We start from the raw sequence: 21,990 nt of genomic DNA, 5'->3' as shown, positions 1-21,990 counted from the left end.
ACGAGGAAAGCCACTATCAGCGCTCTGCATAGCAGTAATTCTCGAGATTCGGACTGCGCGAACCAGCCGCCATCCTATTCTCGCCGCGTCTCGCCTGCATCCTATGGAAATCTATGACAACTGGGCGGTATATTCTAAGCTGTACTTCAGCATAGGCGAAGAGTAGCACCCGGCCTCGCCTGCCAGCGTGCACCTCATGGACTTCCATAGGCTGCGGCATGGCCGTGATTGCGATAGGGTTGAGGGAATGACTGGTTCGCCCCACCGGACTTCGTTTATAGTGGCTTGGTAGGGCCGACTGTGCCCAGGCTTTCTCTGTCCGATCGGAGCAGCCGATGGAATCCGCTTCTAAAGCAATTGGCGACCGTCATCCACAGACAGTCAGCCATCCTGAGCAGGCGCTCGAGCGAACGTCGCCCGGGCCCGCACGAAGTGCGTTGCCGCGTCCGTCGACCGCCGCCCCGTCTGCCGAGCGGTCTTCATCACTATGGCAGCGGTTCCGATCAAGCCGCCCACAGCTCTTGCATCTCGTGGCGTTCTTCGCCGCCTACGTGCTGGGCTGCGGTTTTGCAAATGTGCTTGCGATCGTCCCGGGCATCACCGTCTCGATCTGGCCTCCAGGCGGCGTGTTCATCGCAACGCTCATCCTCACGTCTCCCTACAGCTGGCCATGGTGGATCATCAGCGGCTGCCTTGCCGAGATGTTTGCCCAGCTGGTGTGGTTTCACAGCCCGCTTCCCGCCGGTTTCCTGATCTTCGTCGGCAACGCGCTCTGCGCTTCGGCCGGCGCAGTGCTGCTGAGCAGCGCCACCGGCCGTCCGGCCCGGCTGGAAACCCTCCAGCACGTCCTGGCTTTCGTCATTTTGGGGGCGGGCGTAGCCCCCCTAGCAAGCGCGACCGTCGGAAGCGCAACCCTTGCCTGGTTCGGAGTTAAATCCCAGACATTCGCGTCGGTGTGGCCATTATTCTGGGTCGGAGATGCAACCGGCATCCTGCTCGTAGCGCCACCAGTGCTCGTCCTCGTTCGCTCTTGGCGTGGAGAAACCGGCCTGTCGGTGACACACTGGACGGAGGCTGCCGTTCTCTGTTTCATCTTCCTGGGCGTTGCTGCCCTTTCCTTGAGTGCGCGCTTCTTCCCCTCGCCCTACATCATCCTGCCGTTTCTGCTTTGGGCCGCCGCTCGTTTTGAGTTCCGAGGTGCGGCCGTCGCCTTGACCCTACTAGCGCTGACTACAATGGCACTCACGATTTCCGGGGACAGTCAGTTCATCGGGGATGCCGGATCGCAGAGGCAACAACAGGTCATGCTGCAGCTCTTCCTGGTAATTTCCGCGTTCTCGGCGCTCATCGTTGCAGCCATTTCCCGGCAGCACCAACTCGCGCTGCTCACCGCACGCCAGAGCGAACTGCGGCTGCAACGCTTGATTGACACCGTTCCGGCTCTCATATGGAGCGCCACGCCTGACGGAACACCGAGCTACCTCAACAAGTGGGCCACCGACACGACCGGGCTGGCGCTAAAGGATCTGATTGCCACCAACGGCAAACGATCGCTGGCGGACATTCACCCAGATGACCGCACCGCCACCGACGAGGCGTTGAAACGCGCGTTCGAAGAAGGCACGCCCTTTGCCGGAAGATACCGTCAGCGGCACACAGATGGTTCCCATCGGTGGGTCGAGAGCCGGGCAGCGCCCTTGCGCGACGAAGCCGGAACGATCCTGCAATGGTATGGCGTTTCGGTCGACATCGAAGACGCCGTGAGCGCGCAGGCCGCACTGGGGGAACGCGAGCAGGAGCTGCTTCAGCTTGTGAACATGGTGCCAAGTCACGTTTGGCGCCTGACGCCTGATGGCGAGCCGACCTTCTTCAACAAGCGCATGGTCGACTTCCTCGGTTTGGACATATGCGACACGGACAAACCGGGAAAAACGCGGCTGGCAGCTATGGTCGAAGCCTCCGTGCATTCCGCCGAGGCAGATGCGTTCGTCGAGCGACTTCGACATTGCCTCGAAACCGGTGAGGCCTTTGCCATGCGGTATCGGCTGCGCCGGGCCGATGGCGTCTTTCGCTGGATGTCGAGCCGGGCAGAGCCGATGCGGGATCACTCCGGCAAAATCGTCCAATGGTATGGCATGTGCCATGACATCGATGATCTGACGCATGCCGAGGACGCATTACGCCGCAGTCAGAGGCAGCTTCAGCTGATGATCGACGCAGTGCCGGTCCGCATCTGGAGTGCGACGCCATCGACCGGCTCGGTCTACTTCAACAAACAGTTCAGAGACCGCTTCCGCTCGGTTGTTGCAAGCTTCGAAGCGCATGGGGAGCAGAGCATCGAAAGCTTGCTCCAGAAGCTGATCCATCCGGACGACTCTCCAGCCGTCGGTGATACACTGCAAAGATGTTTCAGGACCGGCAACAGCGCAACCTTGCGCTTTCGCTGGCTCGAAATTGAAAGCGGGTATCGCTGGGTAGAGTGCCGGGTCGAACCTCGTCGCAATCAGGAAGGAGAAATCGAGGAGTGGTATGGCGTTTCGCTAGATATCGACGATCAGATGCGCGCACAAAACGCATTGCGCGATCGCGAGCGCGAGCTATCCCTGCTCGTCGACATGGTGCCGGCCTTCATAGCCCGTCAGACCGCCGGCGGTGAACTGAGTTTTCTGAACAAGCGGTTGGTTGACTTTCTCGGATTCGACACCATCAACGCCGACAAGCCGGGAATAACCCGCGCGGGTGCAATGATGCGTGCTGTCGTCCATCCGGACGATATCTCATCCGTGCGGGAGAATGCCACGCACGGCTTCTCCGCCGGTGAACCCTTCTCCAACAGATATCGCATGCTGCGCGCCGACGGCGCGTACCGCTGGGTGGATGGTCGGTGTGAACCATTGCGCGACCAAGATGGGACTATCGTACAGTGGTATGCCGTTGCCATCGATGTCGACGACGAAGTGCGGGCCCAACAACGGCTCTTCGATCGAGAACGCGAACTCTCACAGTTGGTAGACATGGTCCCCAGCCCACTCTGGCGGCTAGACCCAGATGGTGAAGCGGTCTTCTTCAGCAAGAGTCTGATTGAATTCCTCGGATATGACGTGAAGGACTATTCGGGGACCGGCGGCGTACTCGCCGCTGCCATTGCGGCCGCGCTTCACCCGGATGACGCAGCGAAGATGGATGCCACGCTGAGAGAGGCCTTCGCCACCGGCGAAAACTTCTCCTTGACCTACCGGCTGCGCCGTGCTGACGGCGTCTATCGCTGGATGTCGGGCCGCGGTGCTCCCTTGCGGGACGCCAACGGTCAGATCCTGCAATGGTTCGGCATTTGTCACGATATCGACGATCAGCTCCGCGTCGAACAGGTCTTGCGCGAGCGTGAGCGCTCACTTCGACAACTTATCGAAACCTTGCCTGCGATGGTCGAATGCACTGACCCGAACGGTGATCCTGTCTACCGCAGCGAGCAGCTTCGCGAATATCTGGGATTCAAGTTGGAAACGCCGGACGCCTCAGGAGAAGCACGACTGTCGAGCGCGCTTGGTGCTGCCGTCCATCCCGACGATACGCCTCAGGTCCTCGAGAACGGCGGCCATGCCTTGTCCACCGGCACACCCTATGCGCAGAAGCATCGACTTCGTCGGTCGGACGGGGAGTATCGCTGGGTGGAAACCCGAGCAGCGCCCATGAGGGACGCCGATGGGATGATTGTCCAGTGGAACGTCATTTGCATCGACATGGACAGCGAAGTTCGGGCCCAGGAGGATTTGCGGACTGCGCGCGATGGTCTCACGCGTGCGTCTCAAGCCGCGAGCCTCGCCGAACTTTCCGCCTCGATCGCTCATGAGGTGAACCAGCCGTTGGCGGCGATCGTTACAAATTCGCATGCGTGTCAACGCTGGCTTTCTGCTGAACCGCCAAACCTTGAGCGAGCACAAAGGACGGTGGAACGCATTACGCGCGACGCAAATGCCGCCGCAGACGTCGTGAGCCGCATCCGTGCGTTGTTCACGAGGTCCGTGGAACCCGGGATGAGCACAACGGTGGACAGCGTTGTTACCGAAGTACGCAGCCTTTTGATCGAGGAAGCCATGCGGCGCCGCGTTCACATCCAGGTTGACGTCGAAAGCGACTTGCCTCCGGTTGCCATGGATCGCGTGCAACTTCAGCAGATACTGGTCAACTTGATCCGAAACGGCATAGAAGCGATGGCATCCACTGCTGATCTGCGGCTGGTCAGCCTGCATGCAACCCGTATTGATGACGCGATCCGCATCATTGTGAGCGACCGTGGCGCGGGGGTCCAAAACCCCGACAGGATATTCGAACCGTTCTTCACCACGAAGAACGACGGTATGGGCATGGGTTTGGCGATCTGCCGTTCGATCGTCGAGTCTCACGGCGGACGTCTGTGGGCAGAAATGAACGAACCCCAAGGATCGAGGTTCGTTTTCACCTTGCCGATCGAATCCAGCGCAACGACATGACGACTGCCTTACTGGACCACTTCAGACGAGAGGTGCTGTTTCTGGCAAGCAAAGTTTTCACCCGAAATCGCAAAGCGGAACCCATTGCTCACGCATAATGTCAGCCGTTGTCGAACCTATTTCGCCACGTTGAAACTGATTGCGCCGAACTCGCCGAGCCGAAGGGGGCTCAGCAGCGGTTGCCGTTCCGGTCGATACATTATGTGATCTTCTGTAACGGGCGTTGCGTCAATCCCTTGTGAGCGTAATCCCTCGCCGAGTGCTTGCTTCTGTCCGCAGTCGGAGCTTTGCCGCTGCTCTATGGTGTCTGCCAAGGACGGTTGGCAGGCGCAGTCACCGCGTGCTGCTGATCGCATAGCGGCCTAACCCATCCATCGTCCCGGCGAAGGGACCTTGCTGCGGAGGGCTGATGGCTGTGCCCGTCCGAAAGCCTGTGTTGTCGTCTTTTCCTCAAACCGCCGGGGTGGGCCCTCCCTTATGAGCAACGAAGCTGGTTCCGTCCCTAAGCATGCAATGCAACACAACGGCCAACTTGCGGGCCAGCGCGACGCGCGCCTTTTTGGGACCGGCACGTCTGGCGACCGCCAGTGCCCAGCGCTTCAGATCGGAGCCTTTGACCGGTCGCGTCAGGGTGACGTTGGCCGCCTCGTAGAGCGCGGTTCGCACGCTGCCATCGCCGATCTTCGAAATGCGGCCGCTATGATCGGTTTCGCCCGATTGATATTTCCTTGGCGTCAATCCGAAGTGTGGCCCGACCGCCCGCGAGGAGCGGAATCGCTCCGGTGTATCGACGGCCGCCACAAACGTCAGCGCCACCAGGACGCCAACGCCGGGCGTCGTCATCAACCTGAGGGCATTGTCGTCCTGGCGGGTGATGGCGCGCAGCGTGCGCTCAAACCCAGAAAATTCCTGCACAAGCGCGTCGCGCACTTTGAGCAGTGCCGTAGCGATCACTGCCAAGGTCGAATGGCCGGCAATCAGCGCGCGGATACGTCCCGCGTAAGTGCGCCGCGTCGTCGGCCCGACCTTGAGGCCGAAGCTGCGCAGGATGCCCCGGATGATCATCTCGATGTCGTGAAGCTTGCCCTGAATGAGCTTGCGGGCAGTCAGCAGCGCACGCACCTCCTGGGCGGCGAGAGATTTGCAGTGGACCGGCCTGAACCAGCCCAGCCGCATCAAGTGCGCAATGCCGAAGGCTGCACGTGGCGCGTCTCGATCAGCTCGACAGAAAGACCTGCTTTCACCATCCCGGCATGCAGTCACTGCGACAACGGGCCGGCCTCCAGACCAATGCGCTCCATCGCCACGCCGTGAGCGACGAACCAGGTGATCAGCGCATCCGGCTCGCTGAGGATCTTCGCCTCGATGATGATCCGGCCATCCGCATCGATAACGCACACGCTCGAATATTCCAATGATACGTCGATGCCCGCATACTGCTTCATGGTCGTTTCTCCGTGATGCTATGGAGCAGGCCGCTCCTGACTCCAAGACACCATCATTGTGAGGGACGACCACCGGCCCATCAAACCTGCCGGGGCGAGTTCCACCCGTTACACCATCTAGACGCACAAATCGGCAACAAGGCACGAGGCATAGTGACGCTTTCATCTGCCGTCTTCGGCGATCTTCGCGATTATAGATTGTGGGCTGTTCATAAGAGCTCAGACCCTTTTTCCCAGAAACGGTTCGGCCCAGGAAATTCAATGACGCCACCTAAGCGGACCTTCGCCGCCGATAGCATCCGTATCATGCGGTATTTCGCTATACAGGTGCTCGGTAATCAGGCACTCTCTGAGGGTTGCAAGCGCCCCGCGATGGCTGCGCTGCCAACGATTGCTCTTGTTTATTCTGGCCAGGCGTCTTCCGGTTTCCGACCGTGTGCTCGCGCGAGCGAATATTGGTTCGCACTTCTTGATGACGCTGCTCCGCTTGGCCAAGAGGAGGGTTTCATGCGTCGCTATGGAATGAAGAGCATTTCTCGTGGCGTGGTTGCTGCGCTGGGTTTTACGGCGTTGACCGGGTTTGGCTGTGCGGCGGCATTCGCGCAGACGGCAACTGGAGCACCTGGAGCAACGATTACGCTCGACGGCAAGCAGCTTCCGCCCCCCACGCCGAATTTCGGTGGAGTGATTAAGGAGAAGGCGTCGGAATCTCAGCCTTGGTGGGCGCCGCGCGTGACGCCGCCAAAAGGCGCGCCGAACATATTGCTGATCATGACGGATGACCAGGGATTTGGGGCGCCAAGCACCTTCGGCGGCGTCATTCCCACGCCCGCGATGGATCGCATCGCCAATCAGGGCCTGCGCTTCACGAATTTCCACTCGACGTCACTCTGTTCACCATCGCGGGCAGCGTTGATCACGGGGCGAAACCACCATTCGGTCGGTGCCGGCGTGGTAGGCGAGATCGCTACAGGATATCCGGGTTACGACTCGATCATACCGATTGAGAAAGGCACCATCGGCACGATCCTCAAGGAGAATGGCTACGCGACGTCGTGGTTTGGCAAGAACCACAACACACCGTCCTATCAGTCGAGCCAGGCGGGACCGTTCAATCAATGGCCGAACGGAATGGGCTTTGAATATTTCTACGGCTTTGTCGGCGGTGACGCCAGCCAATGGCAACCGAATCTATATCGCAACACGACGGCCATCTATCCCTTTGAAGGCAATCCGAGCTGGAACCTGGAAACCGCGATGGCCGACGAAGCCATCCAGTACATGAAGCAATTGAAGGAGATTGCACCCGACAAGCCCTGGCTGGTCTACTACGTACCGGGTGCCACGCATGCACCGCATCACCCCACCCCGGAATGGGTGAAGAAGATCGGCGACATGCACCTCTTCGACGACGGGTGGAACAAGCTGCGCGAAACGATCTTCGCCAACCAGAAGCGGCTCGGTATCATGCCCGAGAACGCGCAGCTGACGCCGTGGCCGAAAGAGCTGCCGGAGTGGGATACTCTAAGCCTTGAGGAGAAGAAGCTCTTCATCAAGCAGGCGGATGTCTACGGCGCTTACCTCGCCTATGCCGACAACGAGATCGGCCGGGTCATTCAGGCTGTCGAAGATCTCGGTGAACTCGACAATACCCTGGTCATCTATATCGGTGGCGACAACGGGGCGAGTGCCGAAGGCATGCTCAACGGCACGCCGAACGAATTCACCACCTTCAACGGCATACCTGTGCCGGTGAAGGACCAATTGCCCTGGTATCCGTTCTGGGGATCGGAGCGGACGTTTCCCCACTTTGCTGCAGGCTGGGCATGGGCGATGGATACGCCCTTCAAGTGGGTAAAGCAGGTGCCGTCGCACTTTGGCGGAACCTCGCAAGGGGTGGCGATGTCCTGGCCCGGCCATATCAATGATGTCGGCGGCATCCGGCGCCAGTTCCACCACGTCATCGACATCGTACCGACGATCCTCGAGGCGACAGGCATTCCGGCGCCGGAGACAATCAACGGCATCGTGCAGAAGCCGGTCGAAGGGGTGAGCATGACGTATACGTGGGACAAGACGAACGCCAACGTCCCTACCCGACACACGACGCAATACTTCGAGATGCTCGGCAATCGCGCCATCTACGACAATGGCTGGGTGGCGGCGACGACTCCGGCGACCCGCCCATGGGAACTGAGCACCGCGACGCCGCCCGACGTCATCTCCGGCTACAACTGGGAGCTCTACAACGTCGACGATGATCCCACTCAGTTCAACGATCTTGCCAGCAAGATGCCCGAGAAGCTCAAGCAGATGCAGGACCTCTTCTATTCCGAGGCGAAGAAATACAACGTGCTCCCACTGGACAATTCGACGCTTGCCCGCTGGAACACGCCGCGCCCGAACCTTACAGCCGGTCGAACCGAATTTACCTATTCGGGCCAACTGAGCGGCGTGCCACCCAGTGCTGCCCCAAGCATCCTGAACAAGTCCTATACGATCACGGCCGAGGTCGAGATACCCGAAGGCGGCGCCGACGGCATGATCGTTACAGAGGGTGGACGGTTCGGGGGCTACGGCCTGTTCCTTAGCAAAGGCGACTTCGGCGTCGGGCGCGGCAAGGTGGTGTTTCTCTACAATCTTCTCGACCTCAAGCGCACGATGTGGGAAGGGCCGGAACTGGAACCGGGCAAGCATGAGATCGTCTTCGAGTTCAAGTCCGATGGTCCTGGCCTCGGCAAGGGCGGTACCGGCGTCCTGTCGGTGGACGGCAAGCAGGTGGCGACAAGCGCGCTTGAGCACACGATCCCGGTCACCTTTCCGGAGGACGAGAGCTTCGATGTCGGGCAGGACACACGCACAGGGGTCGCCATGATCGAATATCGTTACGACGCTCCGTTCAAATTCTCCGGCAAGATCGACAAGCTGACCTTCAAACTCGGACAGTAGGACGGGGCGACGATATGTCTGGAACTATGGGAGCGTATTCTAAGCTGCTGCTTTCAGTAACGGGCGTGGTTGAAGCCGCGACGGGCCTGGCATTGATGCTGGCACCCGCTCTTTTGGTTCAAGTGCTGCTCGGGGCCGCGCCAGATTCGCCTGTCGGAACGACGGCCGCCCGCGTCGCCGGGGCCGCCGTGTTCAGCTTGGCCGTCGTTTGCTGGTTTGCGCGGGATGACTTGTCAGGCAAGTCGGCAAAGGGGCTGCTCACAGCGATGCTGTTTTACAATTTCGCCGTGGTCGCAATACTTGCTCTTGAGTGGCTTCGTACCGGCATCTCCGGTATCGCTCTCTGGCCCGTTGTCGCGGGACATATCGCGCTGGGCGCCTGGTCTCTGGCGTGCGCAGTGAGTTCGACCCGCGTTGCGGGCCGTTAGCGAAATCGTCCGCCGCAACGTCTATTGATGAATAGTGCTATGGCGCAGCCGTGGTTCGGCTCGATGCATTCTGAGACTCCAGAACCACTAAGGGGCAGCTCGAGTTCGTAGTCCAATTTGCGCCGCTACATGGCGCGCGGATCCCAACTGGACCCGTTGCGCAGTATTTGCGCACGGCGCCGTGTTGGCTCACCATCATTCCGCCTGCTTTGCGATCGGCAACTGAAAATTCACGCCCGCGAAGATCTGCCGCCGGGGCGCGCCCTGGTCGTTGTGCCATACGGTGTATTGAGGCTCGATGAAGGCGTTCATGGTGATCCCCTTTTCCAGCTCAAACACCTTGCCGAGGCCGAGGCCGACGGGAATGTAGTTGTTCTCGTTGTCGAGGTCGAAGTTCCAGATCGCCGAGGACCGCAAATACCACCCTTGCGACAGGTTGACGTTCACGATGGGCTGGAACGTCAAGAGATTGACATCTTCGCGATCGTCGGCGCCGGCAAACGAAGTCTGGTAAGTCACGAGTCCTGCGAGAAGACCCCAGTCCTGTGGCGCCACCACGACGCCTGCTGCACCGACCTGCCATTTTCCGCTTCCCAGAGAATCGTCAGTTGCCGTCGGCAGCACGAGAAGCGGTCCCGCTCCGAACGTCACCTCGTCTTGTTTGGGCATCGTGCTCCGGCTTAGTCCATGGCTACATAGGTGCGGCTGCGTCGGCGTAGGTCTGGGTGTTCGGGGTGTTGCGTGGCCATCTGTCGCTTTTCATTTAATTGAGTTCATCCTCAATTTCTGTGATTCAGCGGCTGAATTCTCGTCCTCATCAGTTCTGGGTCGGCACGATCGTCTTCAGTCGAAGCCGCCAAAGCTGTTTGCGGCGGATCGGGAGGCTATTGCCATGGGATATTGAGGCCAATCCGCTTAGCCGGGAAAGCGTTGGTCGCAACGGCGGGTAAAATTAATCACAAGCGCGGCGTCTTTCTCAGCAACAGCGGCCAGAGAATTTACATGCCTTTGCGTGTGGGCATCTGCATCGCTTTTGGATCGATGAGATTACTCGAAAATGCCTTCCGCCTGAGCAGCCAGCTTGTCGAATTTTGTTTGGTAGCTTGCTCACGCAAGAAGTTCCATAATCCGCGTTATGCAATTAACTATTTGATTTTACTGCATATTTTATTCCGAGACGGATAGGATCCGGATCTCAAGCGACATCTTGTAAGCACGGCGGCCTATAAAGACATGTACACGTCGGCGGTCACGGCCCGTCGAGATAGAAGAACGTCGAGTCGTCTTCGCTAACGACCGGCTCTTGCCACGAGCCGACAAGCCATCCGGGACGCTTGCGTTTCGAGACGGGCTTGAACCTCAACTGCTTGTCCGACTGGTAATAGGCAGCAAGCCTGAGAAGCGCCGCATTCGGAACCTTGTCGCCGTCCGGATGGGCCTTCAGAATGACCAGTAGACCATATCTCCCAAGCGCGTGTTGCGCTTCCCGCATTAGCCTCAGCCCGAGGCCACGACCGCGCACGGTGGGGTCGACCCACATTCGGTCGAGATGCGCAATCGCTCCAAATTCGTCGGAGAGCGAGTCAACCTTCAAGGCCTTTTCTATCAGCGAGGCGTCGTCGATCAGGACCCGGAATGCCTGGTACGCATGCTGGCTTCGCATGTCGAACACGTCGAAATACCAATCGTCATGGTCTTCGGGAACGTAGCCCGGTTGGGCAAGAAAGCCGGTCAAGCTTGCTAGAAGCTTCCCCGGATCGTCTTGCGTGTCGCCGCGATATCGGCGCAGGCCCACCGTCCAGTCGAGAACGTGCGGTTCGTCCGGACATTTTCGAAAACGGGTATCGAAAGCCAGATATCCACCATCGTCTTCACTGTCGTCCATCCCGCCCCTCCGTTCCTGATGAAGGTCATCGCACGGGAAACACGAAGCCATCAAGATACTCGCGTTTTTTTGAGACCAGGCGAATCTCTTTGTCGGTTCGGTGCAGAGCGGAGTTCGACAAGCGCGAACGCGGTCATCCACGCCACCAGTCGAGTATCGAAATTATCATTTGGTTAACCATAGCGAACGCAGAATTGCTTTAAACCAGCAATTGCAATTTGAGCGTCATATGCAGAACTTCCGCCCTCCTCAGACTGCGCGCCGCAAGCGCTCTCATGTCGTGACAGCCGCGGCGGCGCCGATGTTGGTGCTGCTTGCCACCACGCTTCCGCTACGAGCACAGGTAATCCTTTCCGGCGATGCCAATCCGTCGGATCCTGCGAGCATAGACAGCAGCACGGATCTGGTGGTCGGCGACAGCGCTGCGGGAAGCCTGACAATATCGAACGGCGGCGTCCTGACGAATTATACAGGCATTATCGGCAACGACCTCACAGGTGTCGGTACCGTTAGCGTTTTGGGCCAGGGCACGCATTGGAACAATTTTGGAGACGTGGTCACCGGGCAGTCTGGTCGTGGCACATTGGATATTCTGGGCGGCGGGCTCGTTACCAGCGAGGCTGGCTACATCGGAGCCAGCGCGGACAGCGTGGGCGTCGCGACAATCTCGGGCAATGATGGCTTCGGCACTGCTTCGACCTGGACTCTCAATCAAGATCTGCGTGTGGGGGATGAGGGCAGCGGGACGCTGAACCTTACCGACGGCGGTCGCGTCGTGACCACGCGACGAATCAACATCGGCAACTGGAACGCGGGCACTGTTACAGCATCGAATGGCGCTGAGTTGACGAGCCACGACGGGATTGTTGGTGTCTCGGCACGCGGTGAGGCGCTCCTGAGCTCAGGCGCCACCTGGTCGATGATGGACCAGCTCACCATAGGCCTGTATGCCCAGGGAACACTCAGGGTCGAAGACGGTGCAAGCATAACCAGCAACCAGGGCTATGTCGGCGCGAACTCTGGTGGCGACGGCAGCGTAACGGTGACAGGCGCTGGATCGAGCTGGGTGATGACGGGGTCAAACCTAACATTGGGCAACTACGGCGTCGGCACCATGACAATCGAAGATGGCGCAAGGGTCTACGCCAAGAGCGGTGTCTATCTCGGCATTTCGGATGCGGCGGCAAGCGGCACGCTGAACGTGCTGGGCACACCTGGAGCTCGTGGGGTGCTGGAAACCAGCGGCCTCCGCGGGGGCCTCGGCACGGCGAGCGTTACAGTGGATGGCGGCATTGTCCGGGCCATTGGCACCAACGAGAACTTCTTCAGGAATTATGGTGCTCAGAAGGTCACCCTTGGCACTGGCGGCGGCATCTTCGACACCAACGGCCATGATATCGGAATCGCACCCGAAATTACGGGTGCAGGTGGCCTGACCAAGCAGGGCGGGGGAACTCTGACCCTGACCGGTGCGAACAGCTTCGCTGGCGGCACAACGATCAATGCAGGCACCTTGCAGTTGGGTAATGGCGGCACGAACGGCAGTATCATCGGCGATGTCGCCAATGACGGCACCCTTTCCTTTAATCGATCGGACCTAGTGAACTTTGACGGCACGATCGCGGGAAGCGGTGGTGTCCATCAGGTCGGAGCCGGCCAGACCACACTGACGCAGGACAGTTCTGGGCTTTCGGGCATGTCGCGGATCTCCAACGGTATTTTGTCCGTCGACGGGATTTTGGGGGGTACCCTCGACGTAACTGGCGGGCGCCTGCAAGGCGATGGCAGAGTAGGAACCACGACCAATTTTGCGGGTGGCACCATTGCTCCGGGCAATTCCATCGGCACGCTGACGGTCGCGGGCAACTACGCCGGCAGCGGTGGCACACTCGAAATCGAGACAGTACTTGGCGATGACCTTTCGAAGACGGATCGCCTCGTCGTGACCGGGAACACATCGGGCAATACCAGCGTGCGTGTCATCAATGTCGGTGGCGCAGGCGCCCAGACGAACGAAGGCATCAAGATCATCGATATCGGCGGCGCTTCCGGCGGAAGCTTTTCACTTTTGGGCGATTATGTATTCCAGGGCGACCAAGCCGTCGTTGCAGGGGCCTATGCCTATCGCCTTTATCAAGGCGGCATGAGCACGCCAGCGGATGGCGACTGGTATCTGCGTTCAGCGCTGCTCAACTCGGGAACACCGACCGAGCCTATCTATCAAGCCGGCGCGCCCATCTACGAAGCCTATGCATCGGTGCTGCAGAGCTTTAACGACCTTGAGACCTTGCAGCAGCGTGTTGGCAATCGCTCCTGGACCACGGGAACCAACCAGTTCGCCCTGACCGATCCCGCCGACAACAGCGGTTTTATCTGGAGCCGAATAGCCGGCCGCACCGCAAAGACGGATCCCAAGTTTTCTACGACCGGCATGCAATTCGATACCGACACCTGGCAAATCCAGTCCGGCGTCGAGGGCCAACTTTCCGCCAGCGAGGCCGGAAGCCTGATTGCTTCGCTTTACGCACGCTATGGCAATGTCACCGGGCAAGTCTCCTCGATCTTCGGCAATGGCTCGATCAGAACCGATGGCTACGGTTTGGGGGGCGCTCTGACGTGGTATGGAGCCGACGGCCTCTATATCGATAGCCAAGGAAGCCTGACCTGGTACGACAGCACACTCAAATCTTCGACAGCGGCGGTTGGCCTGACTTCGGGAAATGGCGGTTTCGGCTATGCACTCGGTGTCGAAGCGGGCCAAAAGATCGCGCTGAACGCCAACTGGGCAGTGACCCCACAGGCGCAGATCGTCTATTCCGGCGTCGACTATAACCGATTCACCGATGCTTTCGGCACCGATGTTGCCCTGAACGAGGGCGACGATTTCGAGATCCGTCTCGGTATCTCTGCTGACTACGAGAATGCCTGGCGCGCCGAAAACGGAGAGACCAGCCGGTTACACGCCTACGCAATAGCCGATCTCTACAATGATTTCCTGCCGCAAAACAGCGTCGAAGTTGATGGCGTTCGCCTTGCAGCGGAGCAGGATAATCTTTGGGCCGGTATCGGGTTGGGCGGCACCTATAGCTGGGGCGACGGCAAGTACGCGCTTCATGGCCAAGGCAAGATCAACACCGGTCTTGGTCACTTCGGCACCAACTACGCATTGACAGGCACCGTCGGCCTCACCGCGAGGTTCTAAGCCGCCGCCTCGCCCTGCTTCGAAGAGGCCGAACGGCGGGGAGCGTAGATGCGTTGCTGGACCAGGTCTTTAGAAATCGAACGCTCAGACGGAAGGCTTGGGATCTTGCCCGTTTCGATCCAGGGCCTGTTCGCGTCCAGATTGTGATCCAACCGATGGCCTGCGGCGCCAGACGAAGCCCGCAGAGAGACGGGCCGTCCAAGGGACGGGCGACGGCGCCCTTTGGCGGGCACCGAAGCTTCCGCGACTGCCGACGCCGATCTTCGGCTGAATGGCTAAGATCATCCTTACTAGGCACGTTGCCTTTACACCTACATTCCCAAGCCCAGTCCCTTTTTCAGTCCGCGCGTGAGTTCGTACTTTCGGCTCAGTTCCGCCCGATGAGCCCGATCGACAACCCGGGCGACGTCAGCGATACGCTCGATCTTCGCGGCGTCAGCCATCCCGAGCCGCTCCAACTCCTTCTTGAACGAACGCGGGTCTGAGCTGCCAAAGCGCTGTTCGAGACAATGCGCGACCTTTTTGGCCTCATCGAGCGCCTCTCGTCCCTCAGGATTGCGCGCGAGTTCTTCACGAACTGCGCCTTCTGCGCCTGGGGCAGATCATCGAGCTGCTTCAGGATGCGCTCACTGCGCGGCGTAAGCCCGGGAACTTCGACGACGTCTCTTTTTTCCCGTTGCCAGGTCTCAGAATCGCGCTCCGCTTGCAAACGCCGCGTCCAGGTTTCGGCCGCGGCCCCAACATGATTGCCGAGCGCGCGCGCAAACTGGCGAGCGGTCTTGCGCTCCTTGTTCTCGCCAAGCAGTCCTGCCCTGCCCCGAAGCGCACCGAACTGCTCTGGACGCTCGGCGATAGCTTTCGCAAGCGCATCACCATCGACACCTTTCTCGACGATTGCCGCGGCGATCTTTGGCAGCAACGCCATCCGGATCAGCAAAGACGTCCCGCGCGAGGGAACGCACTGGCTCCATTGCGCGGTCAAAGTTCGGCTTGGCTTTTTCGCGGGCTATGTCGTCGATGCTGCGTGCGTAGGACGTGATTGCGGGGACAAACGGCTCGACGGTCCGACGTTGCCCGCCAGACAGATCAGGCGACGGCGCAACAACTTCGCTCCGACGCTCTCGATCGTCCATTTTATTCGACGACCTCGGCGGCGAGGCCAGACCCGGACCTGGCGCAATCTGAATCTCACTGCTGACGCCAAGCTGTTCCCCAAGCTGGGCAAAGGCGCCGGTGTAATCGAGCGACGTTTCCTTCGCGCCCGAGCGACCCATGCTGAGGCTCAGCGTCTTCATGTCTTTGAGTTCGTCGCGTCCCGCATAGAGATGCACATCGTCGCGATGGCGGGTCATGGCAACATAGGTAAGATGACGGTCCATCGTCCGCGACGCCAGCACAAAGGCGCGATCGACCGTCGACCCTTGCGACTTGTGAATGGTTGTGGCGTAACCGTGATCAAAGCTTTGGTAACTGTTGACCGGTATGGACACCGCACGGGCGCTGTTGCTCCCGCCAGTTCCGCCGTCGAGACGTAAATGTAGCGCGTCCGGCTCGACGGCGATCACGGTCCCGAGCATGCCGTTCTTCACGCCGAGATCACGGTTGTTCTCGAGCAGCACGATGCGGTCGCCCCGCGCGAAGGACCGCACCCCGTCATTCGTTCGATAGACGATTTCCTTCCCAAGGCTGTCATGGTTTTCCGCGCCCTTCGCCAGCATCCCACGTTGTTGAAGGCCTGCTCGGATGTCGGCATTGATCGCTCGGACATCCACGCGCCGATGGGCCAGCGCGATGCGTGAGCCGGACGGTCTTGTACTGGTGTCCGCCAGGTAGTCTCGCACCAGTGCTGCCCTCGCCTCATCACGAGTATCGTCAAACTGGACAGCACCACGCTCCGCATAAAGCGAAAGCCCCTCGCCCGTGCGATGCGTGGCAAAGGCAACGGACGCCTCGCGTTGCCAGGCGTGCTTCTGCCTGCGGATTTCCGAGAGTTCGACCGCACCGACCTGTTCGACGATCGCGCGGAATGGGGAGCCCGCACCGATCGCCTGCAGCTGCTCATGATCACCAACAAGAACCAGCTTGGCACCCGAGATCTCCGCCTGGGCGACGAAGCGTGCGAGCTGGCGACTTCCGATCATGCCGGCTTCATCAATGACGAGAACGTCGTTGCTTGAAAGCTGTCCCTTGCCGTTCTGCCAACCGTATTCCCAGGAGGCGAGCGTGCGCGGGAATGCCGGAAGACTCCTCCAATCCTTCGGCAGCCTTGCCGGCCAGGGCAGCGCCATGCACGCGATACCCTTGGGCGGCCCAGGCGTCGCGCGCCGCGGCCAGCATCGTCGACTTGCCCGCTCCGGCAAAGCCGATCACCGCGGCTATCTGCTCAGCACCCGTGATGTGCTGCACGGCCGAACGTTGCTCGTCGCTCAGCCCCACATGGCCTGTCGTCGCGGTACGGTCCGACGCCCGTCCTTCCCCGTTCAGCCACGCTGACGTTTTCGAATGGGACGCGGACACCTTCGCCCGTATGGCATCGTCCTGAACGCTCAGCGCCCGCTCGACATGACGACGATGGACCGGATGTCTTTCCAACTGGCGCATGCGCTCTGCCCCCGCCGCCATGACATGCTCGATCTCGACCATCTCGCGCGTCGAATAGCGCGCAAGCTCGGTCTCGGTTTCGGGCTTCAGTTCAACCAGCGCCGATGATGCCATGACCGCGGCAAAGGCGTTTTGAAACTGCTCCGGATTGTCGATGTAACGGTGCAACGCTCGCGCCACGTCGTGACGATCAAACACGCTCTTCTCACCGGTGATGATCGCAAGAACCTGCTCCGGTTGTCTGCGGATCAACTCGGCGTTCTGGCTCGCTGCCTTCTGATCGATCCGCTCGCGAGACACGTCCAGACCACGCCGGTCCATCTGCGAGGCGTGCACGCCCATATGCTCGGTCGGCTCGATCTCAAGACCGCGCTCCAGATGCGAGCGATGGTCGATGCGAATGTCCAATCCAAGCCGCGTCAGATGGCGATTGGTCTGGTGCTCCCAGAGCTGCCGGATATCACGAAGCTGCATGTGCGAGGTCGGGTGATCATGGTTGAGCAGCCATTTGTTCTCGCGCTCGATCAACGTCTTTTCGCCGAGACCTTCCGTCGTCACGACGCGTGTCGTCATCACCACGTGGGCGTGATGGTTGCGGATGTCAGTACCGCCAAGCGGCTGGTGAATGGAGAAGTCGACCGCAGCGCCGTAGCGGTTGGCAAGATCACGCGCAAAGTCACGCGTCAACGCCAGCCGATCGGCCGCATCCATCTCATGGGGGAGCGCCACTTCGAACTCGCGTGCGACGCGCGCATCCTTGCGGTTCTCTGCTTTCTCGACCGCGTTCCAGAGCGTCGAACGATCGAGCGCCCAGGCGGCATTGACGTTATCCGGAAGTACGATCTCGGAATGCTCGACGCCCCGCTTGTTCGTGAAGTCGTGCACGATGCCGTCGCGCTCGTTCAGCATTTTTGTCGCCGTGCGATAGGCAATGGCGGCGACCGCGCTGCGGCCGCCGCTTCGAGCGATCGGTTTCATGCTGCAATGGTAAATGGCCAAGCGACACTCCCCAAAGTAGCACAACCATACCAAGAGATCTCGGCAATTTCCGTCGCTTCGCGCGCGGTGTCGCAGTAGTCCTGGTTTGGCGTCGGCGATGCGGCCGATGTAACCGATCCCATGTTGGTGCCGGCGTCGCCCGATCAGCGTATTCTGCACTGTTTCAGGTCGGTCTAAAACCCAACACGAAATCGATGACCTTCGATGATGCCATCTCACACGGCTTGAGAACGACGCCGGTATCGAGCACATAGAAGTTGAAACTGACGACGTCGGTTCCACCGAGCTGTTCGCCGTAGAGCCAAATGCGTCGTTGATCGGCCGAGCGCCGGATGGTTGCGCCCCATGGTCGATCTTCAAAGGTTCCTTGGACGTAACCGTCGGAAAGTTGTGCAAGCGCTTCCTCGAACCGCGACAGCACTTCAGGCGAAGGCTCGGATGCGTGCGCCTTCATGGTGCAAGGCATTCCTCACAGATGCCGCAGCCGTCGGCGTCCATATGCGCGGCGAGCCGTTTCTTCTGACAACAGAGGCACACCACGGCGCTGCGGCCGCCTTCGTTCTCCCGTTTTGGCGGAAGGACATCGACTTCGTCGTCGAAAGTTACTCTGTCTGCCAATCGATCCATCTCGGGGCTCCATGTCGAGGACAGCACCAGAGATAAGAAGCGTTTAGATCCGCGCAAGATCCTGGGATGACCCCAAGCTGCGTGCCATTACGGGAGCCGAAAAGAAGGGGAGCCCCTAGTCTGTACCAAACCGCTCAAGCATGGTTCGCAGTTGGGCATTCTCCTGTCGAAGTCGTTGCACCAGAAGCCCTTTCAACCTGCGATTTTCTTCCTCGAGTGCAGCCAGGTCATCGACCGCTATATCTGCGGCCGGGACATCAATTGTCTTGCTGAGGGCGCGGCGAACGACGGGAGATCGACGGTTGGGTTTCGCCATCTGCGGCGCCTCCAGCGCCACAGGCGCCACCTCTGCAAGCGGGCGGCCAGCGTCTTCGGTGCGATCAGGAAGAGCCTCTTCCGCTACGACGGTGGCACTATCGATTTGCGGCACGTCGGCAATCTTGCTCTGATCTTGCGTGCCTGCCTCGCCATTCTGGCGCGAGGAAAGATTGTCGGCTCGACCGACAGCTCCGAACAGATGCGGCGCTTCGGTCTCAGCCTCGCGCACCAGTGCCTTGAGGTCGGTATCACCCCAGATCGACGATGGCCGAATTGCCGAACGCCGGCGTGCAGATTTCACTTCGACGATGAATTTTCGCTGCTGTGGTTTCATTGAAATCCAATGGTCAAGAGCGGCAGGCCGAAGTACGGCGCATCAAAATCGCTCGAGCATCTTCTTGAGTTGGGCGTTCTGCAAAGACAGTTTATAGGCCAGCTGACGCCTCAGTTGCTTGATGTCCTCGTCCAGGGCGGAGACTTCATCGGCAAAGGTGACCGGCGGCACGGGAACGTCGGACTTTGTGGCTTCATATTCGACCTTGGTCGACGCGACAACATTATCGACGCTCGATTTTGTGCCCCTCGCCTGCCGTGCGAACGATTTGCGCCTGGGCGGCTTCACCGGTTCGACGACTGAGGCCTCATTCGTTGCAGTATCCGGTCGCCTGTCGTCGCTGGCAGTCTCGATGGCCGGGAAGACTTCCCCACCGGGGTCGTTAGCGGTGTCGATCTGCTTGGCCTCAACTGCTGACGCGGGAGCGGCCGCGGTGTCGAGCGCCGTCGATGACGCCGCCGGATGCTCGGTGTCGATGGCAGGCGCGGGCTCTGACGGCTCGGCCGTTCTGCCCCTGGACGCCAGATCGAGCAAAAACTTCCATGGTGATTTCATGATGCCGTGTTACCCCAGGGCATGCGCCACGTTCACCCAAAACGATGGGAGGATGAGGACCGATCGTATTGCCGACCGGTCTTTCACCAGGTGGTCAGTTGCGCCCGAGCCGTTTGCGCAGGTCCGCATTCTCCGCTCGCAGTTTCTCGGCGAGCGCCTTGCGCAGCCGCGCGTTTTCTTCCTCGAGCTGCAGAAGATCTGCGATCTCGTCGAGGACGGAAACCGGAGCTACCTCCGACGATTTTGGCGGCACGCTTTTCGCGGTCGCCTTGGCTGCGCCCTTCACCCTCGGCTTTCTGCCAGTCTTCGTTTGCACCGCATTTACGTCGGCCGAAGCGTCCTTGCGTTTACGACCTCTTCTTGCGGGGGATGCAACGCTGGCTTCCGCCGTCGTTGCGTCCGCGGCAACTTTCTTGGCCCGCGGCCCACGTTTTTTGGGCGCTGCCGCTTCTACCGGTGTCACTGCTTCGACGACGACGGCTGCGTCATCCGGTTTGTTTTCATCTGCCATGAGTTATCTTCCCTCTCCAACTCTAAAGGATGTTTCTAACGTAGGGCGCGCGCTGTCAATGACACTACCGGCGACGCCGTCGAGACTTCGTTAACAGAGCTGCGACATGGCGTGACGTCGTCGTTCGAACAGTCGGACGTCTTGATGGCGCACGCCTGAGACCGTGGAAACAGATGACGTATCATGGGACCGCGAGAGCGGCCATTCGTGGCTAGTCTTCACGAAATGTTGGCCGAGACCTGTGCCGCCAGCACAGCCTGGATCTTGAAAGCGATGTCGGGAGAGGCAATCGAAAAGCACATTCCGGCCGATTTTATGCTCACGGCGAGCATCCCGATATCCACGAGCCGGTGGAGGTGTTTGTAGACCATCCCAGGCGGCAGACCGACGGCAGCCGCAAGCCGCCCGGCAGACAACTGCCGATCGGCAAGGACCGCCAGCAGCAGAAGCCTCTTCGGATGCGCGATCGCTTGCAAGAGCTTCGCAGCCTCGTTCGCCTGCTGTTCGTTCAGTTCGGTGGTCATGGTGTTCGCCGGAACTTTGGTCGTCAAGTGATGGGGTTGGCAGCCGTCATCCTCTAGCCGACGGGCAGTGGAACACAACAGTGAATGATGCAATTGGTAGCTTTTAGCGATGTACGCGGTGGAGTGGGGGCGATCGAGCACCCACCCTCCCCAAACCTTCCCGGCCGCGCCAGCGACCGGGCAATGTCGATGATGTCGTCACGGGAGGCGGTCGGGTCTTCCTTGTTCCAGGCAACACCCAGTCCGATCTTCAGATCGACGCCGCGCACCGGCTTGAGCTCGAAATTGCGGTTGGGAAGGTCCTTCGTCCACTCCGGCGCAAAGCCGATGCCAAGGCCGGCTGAAACCAGCGACACCAGCGAGAAGGTGTCATCACAGCTGTAGGCGATGTTGCCGGTCAGACCATGGGTCTCGAACATGTCGGAGAAATAGCGCTCTGAGTAGGGTTCTGACGGGAAAAGGCGATGATCTTCTCTCCCCTCAGGTCCTCGATATCGATCTCGCTGCGGAGAGCCAAGGGGCTCGTCTTTTCGACCGCCAGCAGATAGCGCTCATGCGCGATCGAGAAGAAGCGCAAGGAGCCGATGTTTTCGACTGGACGGATGAAGCCGAGATTGATCTGGCCGTTTTCCAGTCCGCGGATGATGTCGCTGGTCGAGCCGCTGCGCACGTGTAGCGACACATCCGGGAACTTCCGGCCGATGCGCGACAGAAATGAAGGCAGCACGCCGGTTGTTGCGGGATAGACGGTTCCGATCCGGATTGTGCGCGCAGCCTTGCCGGCAACCGAGCGCGCCACTTCCACCGACAACCCGACGTCGCCGATGATCCGAACGGCCCGATCGTAGAACGCCTCCCCTGCCCGAGTGAGTTCCACGCGCCGCGTCGACCGATCAAGTAACCGCACACCCAACTCCTTCTCCAGCGCCTGGATGTGTGAACTCAGTGCCGGCTGGGCGATGTGCATGCGCATCGCTGCCCGATGGAAGTGAAGTTCCTCGGCCACCGCAACGAAATATGAGAGTTGTCGGAACTCCATGGCGACCCCTTTCAAAGGTGTAGCCTTAATCGACCACACGTACCGATCGCTTTCATAGTTCTATAATACGTGGTTTCATAGGT

Annotated in this window: 12 protein-coding genes and 3 pseudogenes; 4 read left to right on the top strand and 11 right to left on the bottom strand. The window is 59.9% G+C overall.

Features of this window, described 5'->3' with window-relative positions; all coding sequences use genetic code 11:
* Positions 1–335: 335 nt before the first annotated feature.
* Positions 336–4,490: a PAS domain-containing protein gene (locus tag IB267_RS17935; protein ID WP_192448814.1), complete on the top strand. Its 4,155-nt coding sequence runs from the start codon at positions 336–338 to the stop codon at positions 4,488–4,490.
* Between the two features lie 450 nt (positions 4,491–4,940).
* On the opposite strand, the pseudogene IB267_RS17930 reads toward IB267_RS17935, so the two are convergent.
* Positions 4,941–5,935: pseudogene (locus IB267_RS17930) on the bottom strand (IS110 family transposase).
* 522 nt (positions 5,936–6,457) lie between these two features.
* Here IB267_RS17930 and IB267_RS17925 point away from each other — a divergent pair.
* Positions 6,458–8,884: an arylsulfatase gene (locus IB267_RS17925; RefSeq protein ID WP_371742590.1), complete on the top strand. Its 2,427-nt coding sequence runs from the start codon at positions 6,458–6,460 to the stop codon at positions 8,882–8,884.
* Positions 8,885–8,898: 14 nt separating this feature from the next.
* The gene (locus IB267_RS17920) at positions 8,899–9,312 is read left to right on the top strand and encodes a hypothetical protein (RefSeq protein WP_192448813.1); all 414 of its coding nucleotides are present in this window, start codon (positions 8,899–8,901) and stop codon (positions 9,310–9,312) included.
* A gap of 195 nt (positions 9,313–9,507) precedes the next feature.
* On the opposite strand, the gene IB267_RS17915 is transcribed toward IB267_RS17920, so the two are convergent.
* Both IB267_RS17915 and IB267_RS17910 read right to left on the bottom strand, forming a co-directional pair.
* Entirely contained in the window at positions 9,508–9,936 is a 429-nt protein-coding gene (locus IB267_RS17915) for a hypothetical protein (protein ID WP_371742561.1), read from the bottom strand.
* A gap of 625 nt (positions 9,937–10,561) precedes the next feature.
* On the bottom strand, positions 10,562–11,197 hold the full coding sequence (locus IB267_RS17910; RefSeq protein WP_192448812.1) for a GNAT family N-acetyltransferase: 636 nt from the start codon (positions 11,195–11,197) through the stop codon (positions 10,562–10,564).
* A 229-nt stretch (positions 11,198–11,426) separates the two neighbouring features.
* On the opposite strand from IB267_RS17910, the gene IB267_RS17905 reads away from it, so the two are divergent.
* Complete coding sequence (locus IB267_RS17905; protein ID WP_192448811.1) at positions 11,427–14,399, top strand: autotransporter outer membrane beta-barrel domain-containing protein; 2,973 nt, start codon at positions 11,427–11,429, stop codon at positions 14,397–14,399.
* Between the two features lie 311 nt (positions 14,400–14,710).
* Here IB267_RS17905 and traA read toward each other — a convergent pair.
* The 8 genes and pseudogenes from traA to IB267_RS33735 form a co-directional block, all read right to left on the bottom strand.
* Positions 14,711–17,999, bottom strand: a pseudogene (gene traA, locus IB267_RS17900) (Ti-type conjugative transfer relaxase TraA).
* Between the two features lie 163 nt (positions 18,000–18,162).
* Positions 18,163–18,465 carry a hypothetical protein gene (locus IB267_RS17895; RefSeq protein WP_192448810.1) on the bottom strand — a complete coding sequence of 101 codons (303 nt, stop codon included), beginning with the start codon at positions 18,463–18,465 and terminating at the stop codon, positions 18,163–18,165.
* The gene (locus IB267_RS17890) at positions 18,450–18,626 is read right to left on the bottom strand and encodes a hypothetical protein (protein WP_192448809.1); all 177 of its coding nucleotides are present in this window, start codon (positions 18,624–18,626) and stop codon (positions 18,450–18,452) included. The genes IB267_RS17895 and IB267_RS17890 overlap by 16 nt, the downstream gene beginning before the upstream one ends.
* A 115-nt stretch (positions 18,627–18,741) precedes the next feature.
* Positions 18,742–19,278 carry a hypothetical protein gene (locus tag IB267_RS17885; RefSeq protein ID WP_192448808.1) on the bottom strand — a complete coding sequence of 179 codons (537 nt, stop codon included), beginning with the start codon at positions 19,276–19,278 and terminating at the stop codon, positions 18,742–18,744.
* A gap of 42 nt (positions 19,279–19,320) precedes the next feature.
* The gene (locus tag IB267_RS17880) at positions 19,321–19,833 is read right to left on the bottom strand and encodes a hypothetical protein (RefSeq protein WP_192448807.1); all 513 of its coding nucleotides are present in this window, start codon (positions 19,831–19,833) and stop codon (positions 19,321–19,323) included.
* 94 nt (positions 19,834–19,927) lie between these two features.
* Positions 19,928–20,344, bottom strand: a complete 417-nt coding sequence (locus IB267_RS17875; RefSeq protein WP_192448806.1) for a hypothetical protein — start codon at positions 20,342–20,344, stop codon at positions 19,928–19,930.
* A 218-nt stretch (positions 20,345–20,562) separates the two neighbouring features.
* Positions 20,563–20,868, bottom strand: a complete 306-nt coding sequence (locus IB267_RS17870) for a helix-turn-helix transcriptional regulator (RefSeq protein ID WP_192448805.1) — start codon at positions 20,866–20,868, stop codon at positions 20,563–20,565.
* 155 nt (positions 20,869–21,023) lie between these two features.
* Positions 21,024–21,907: pseudogene (locus tag IB267_RS33735) on the bottom strand (LysR family transcriptional regulator); the annotation flags it as partial.
* Between the last annotated feature and the right edge of the window lie 83 nt (positions 21,908–21,990).

This window comes from Ensifer sp. ENS09 (genome assembly GCF_014852425.1).
In the GTDB taxonomy this organism is placed as follows: Bacteria; Pseudomonadota; Alphaproteobacteria; order Rhizobiales; family Rhizobiaceae; genus Ensifer.
This window is presented reverse-complemented; position numbering and strand designations above follow the sequence as displayed.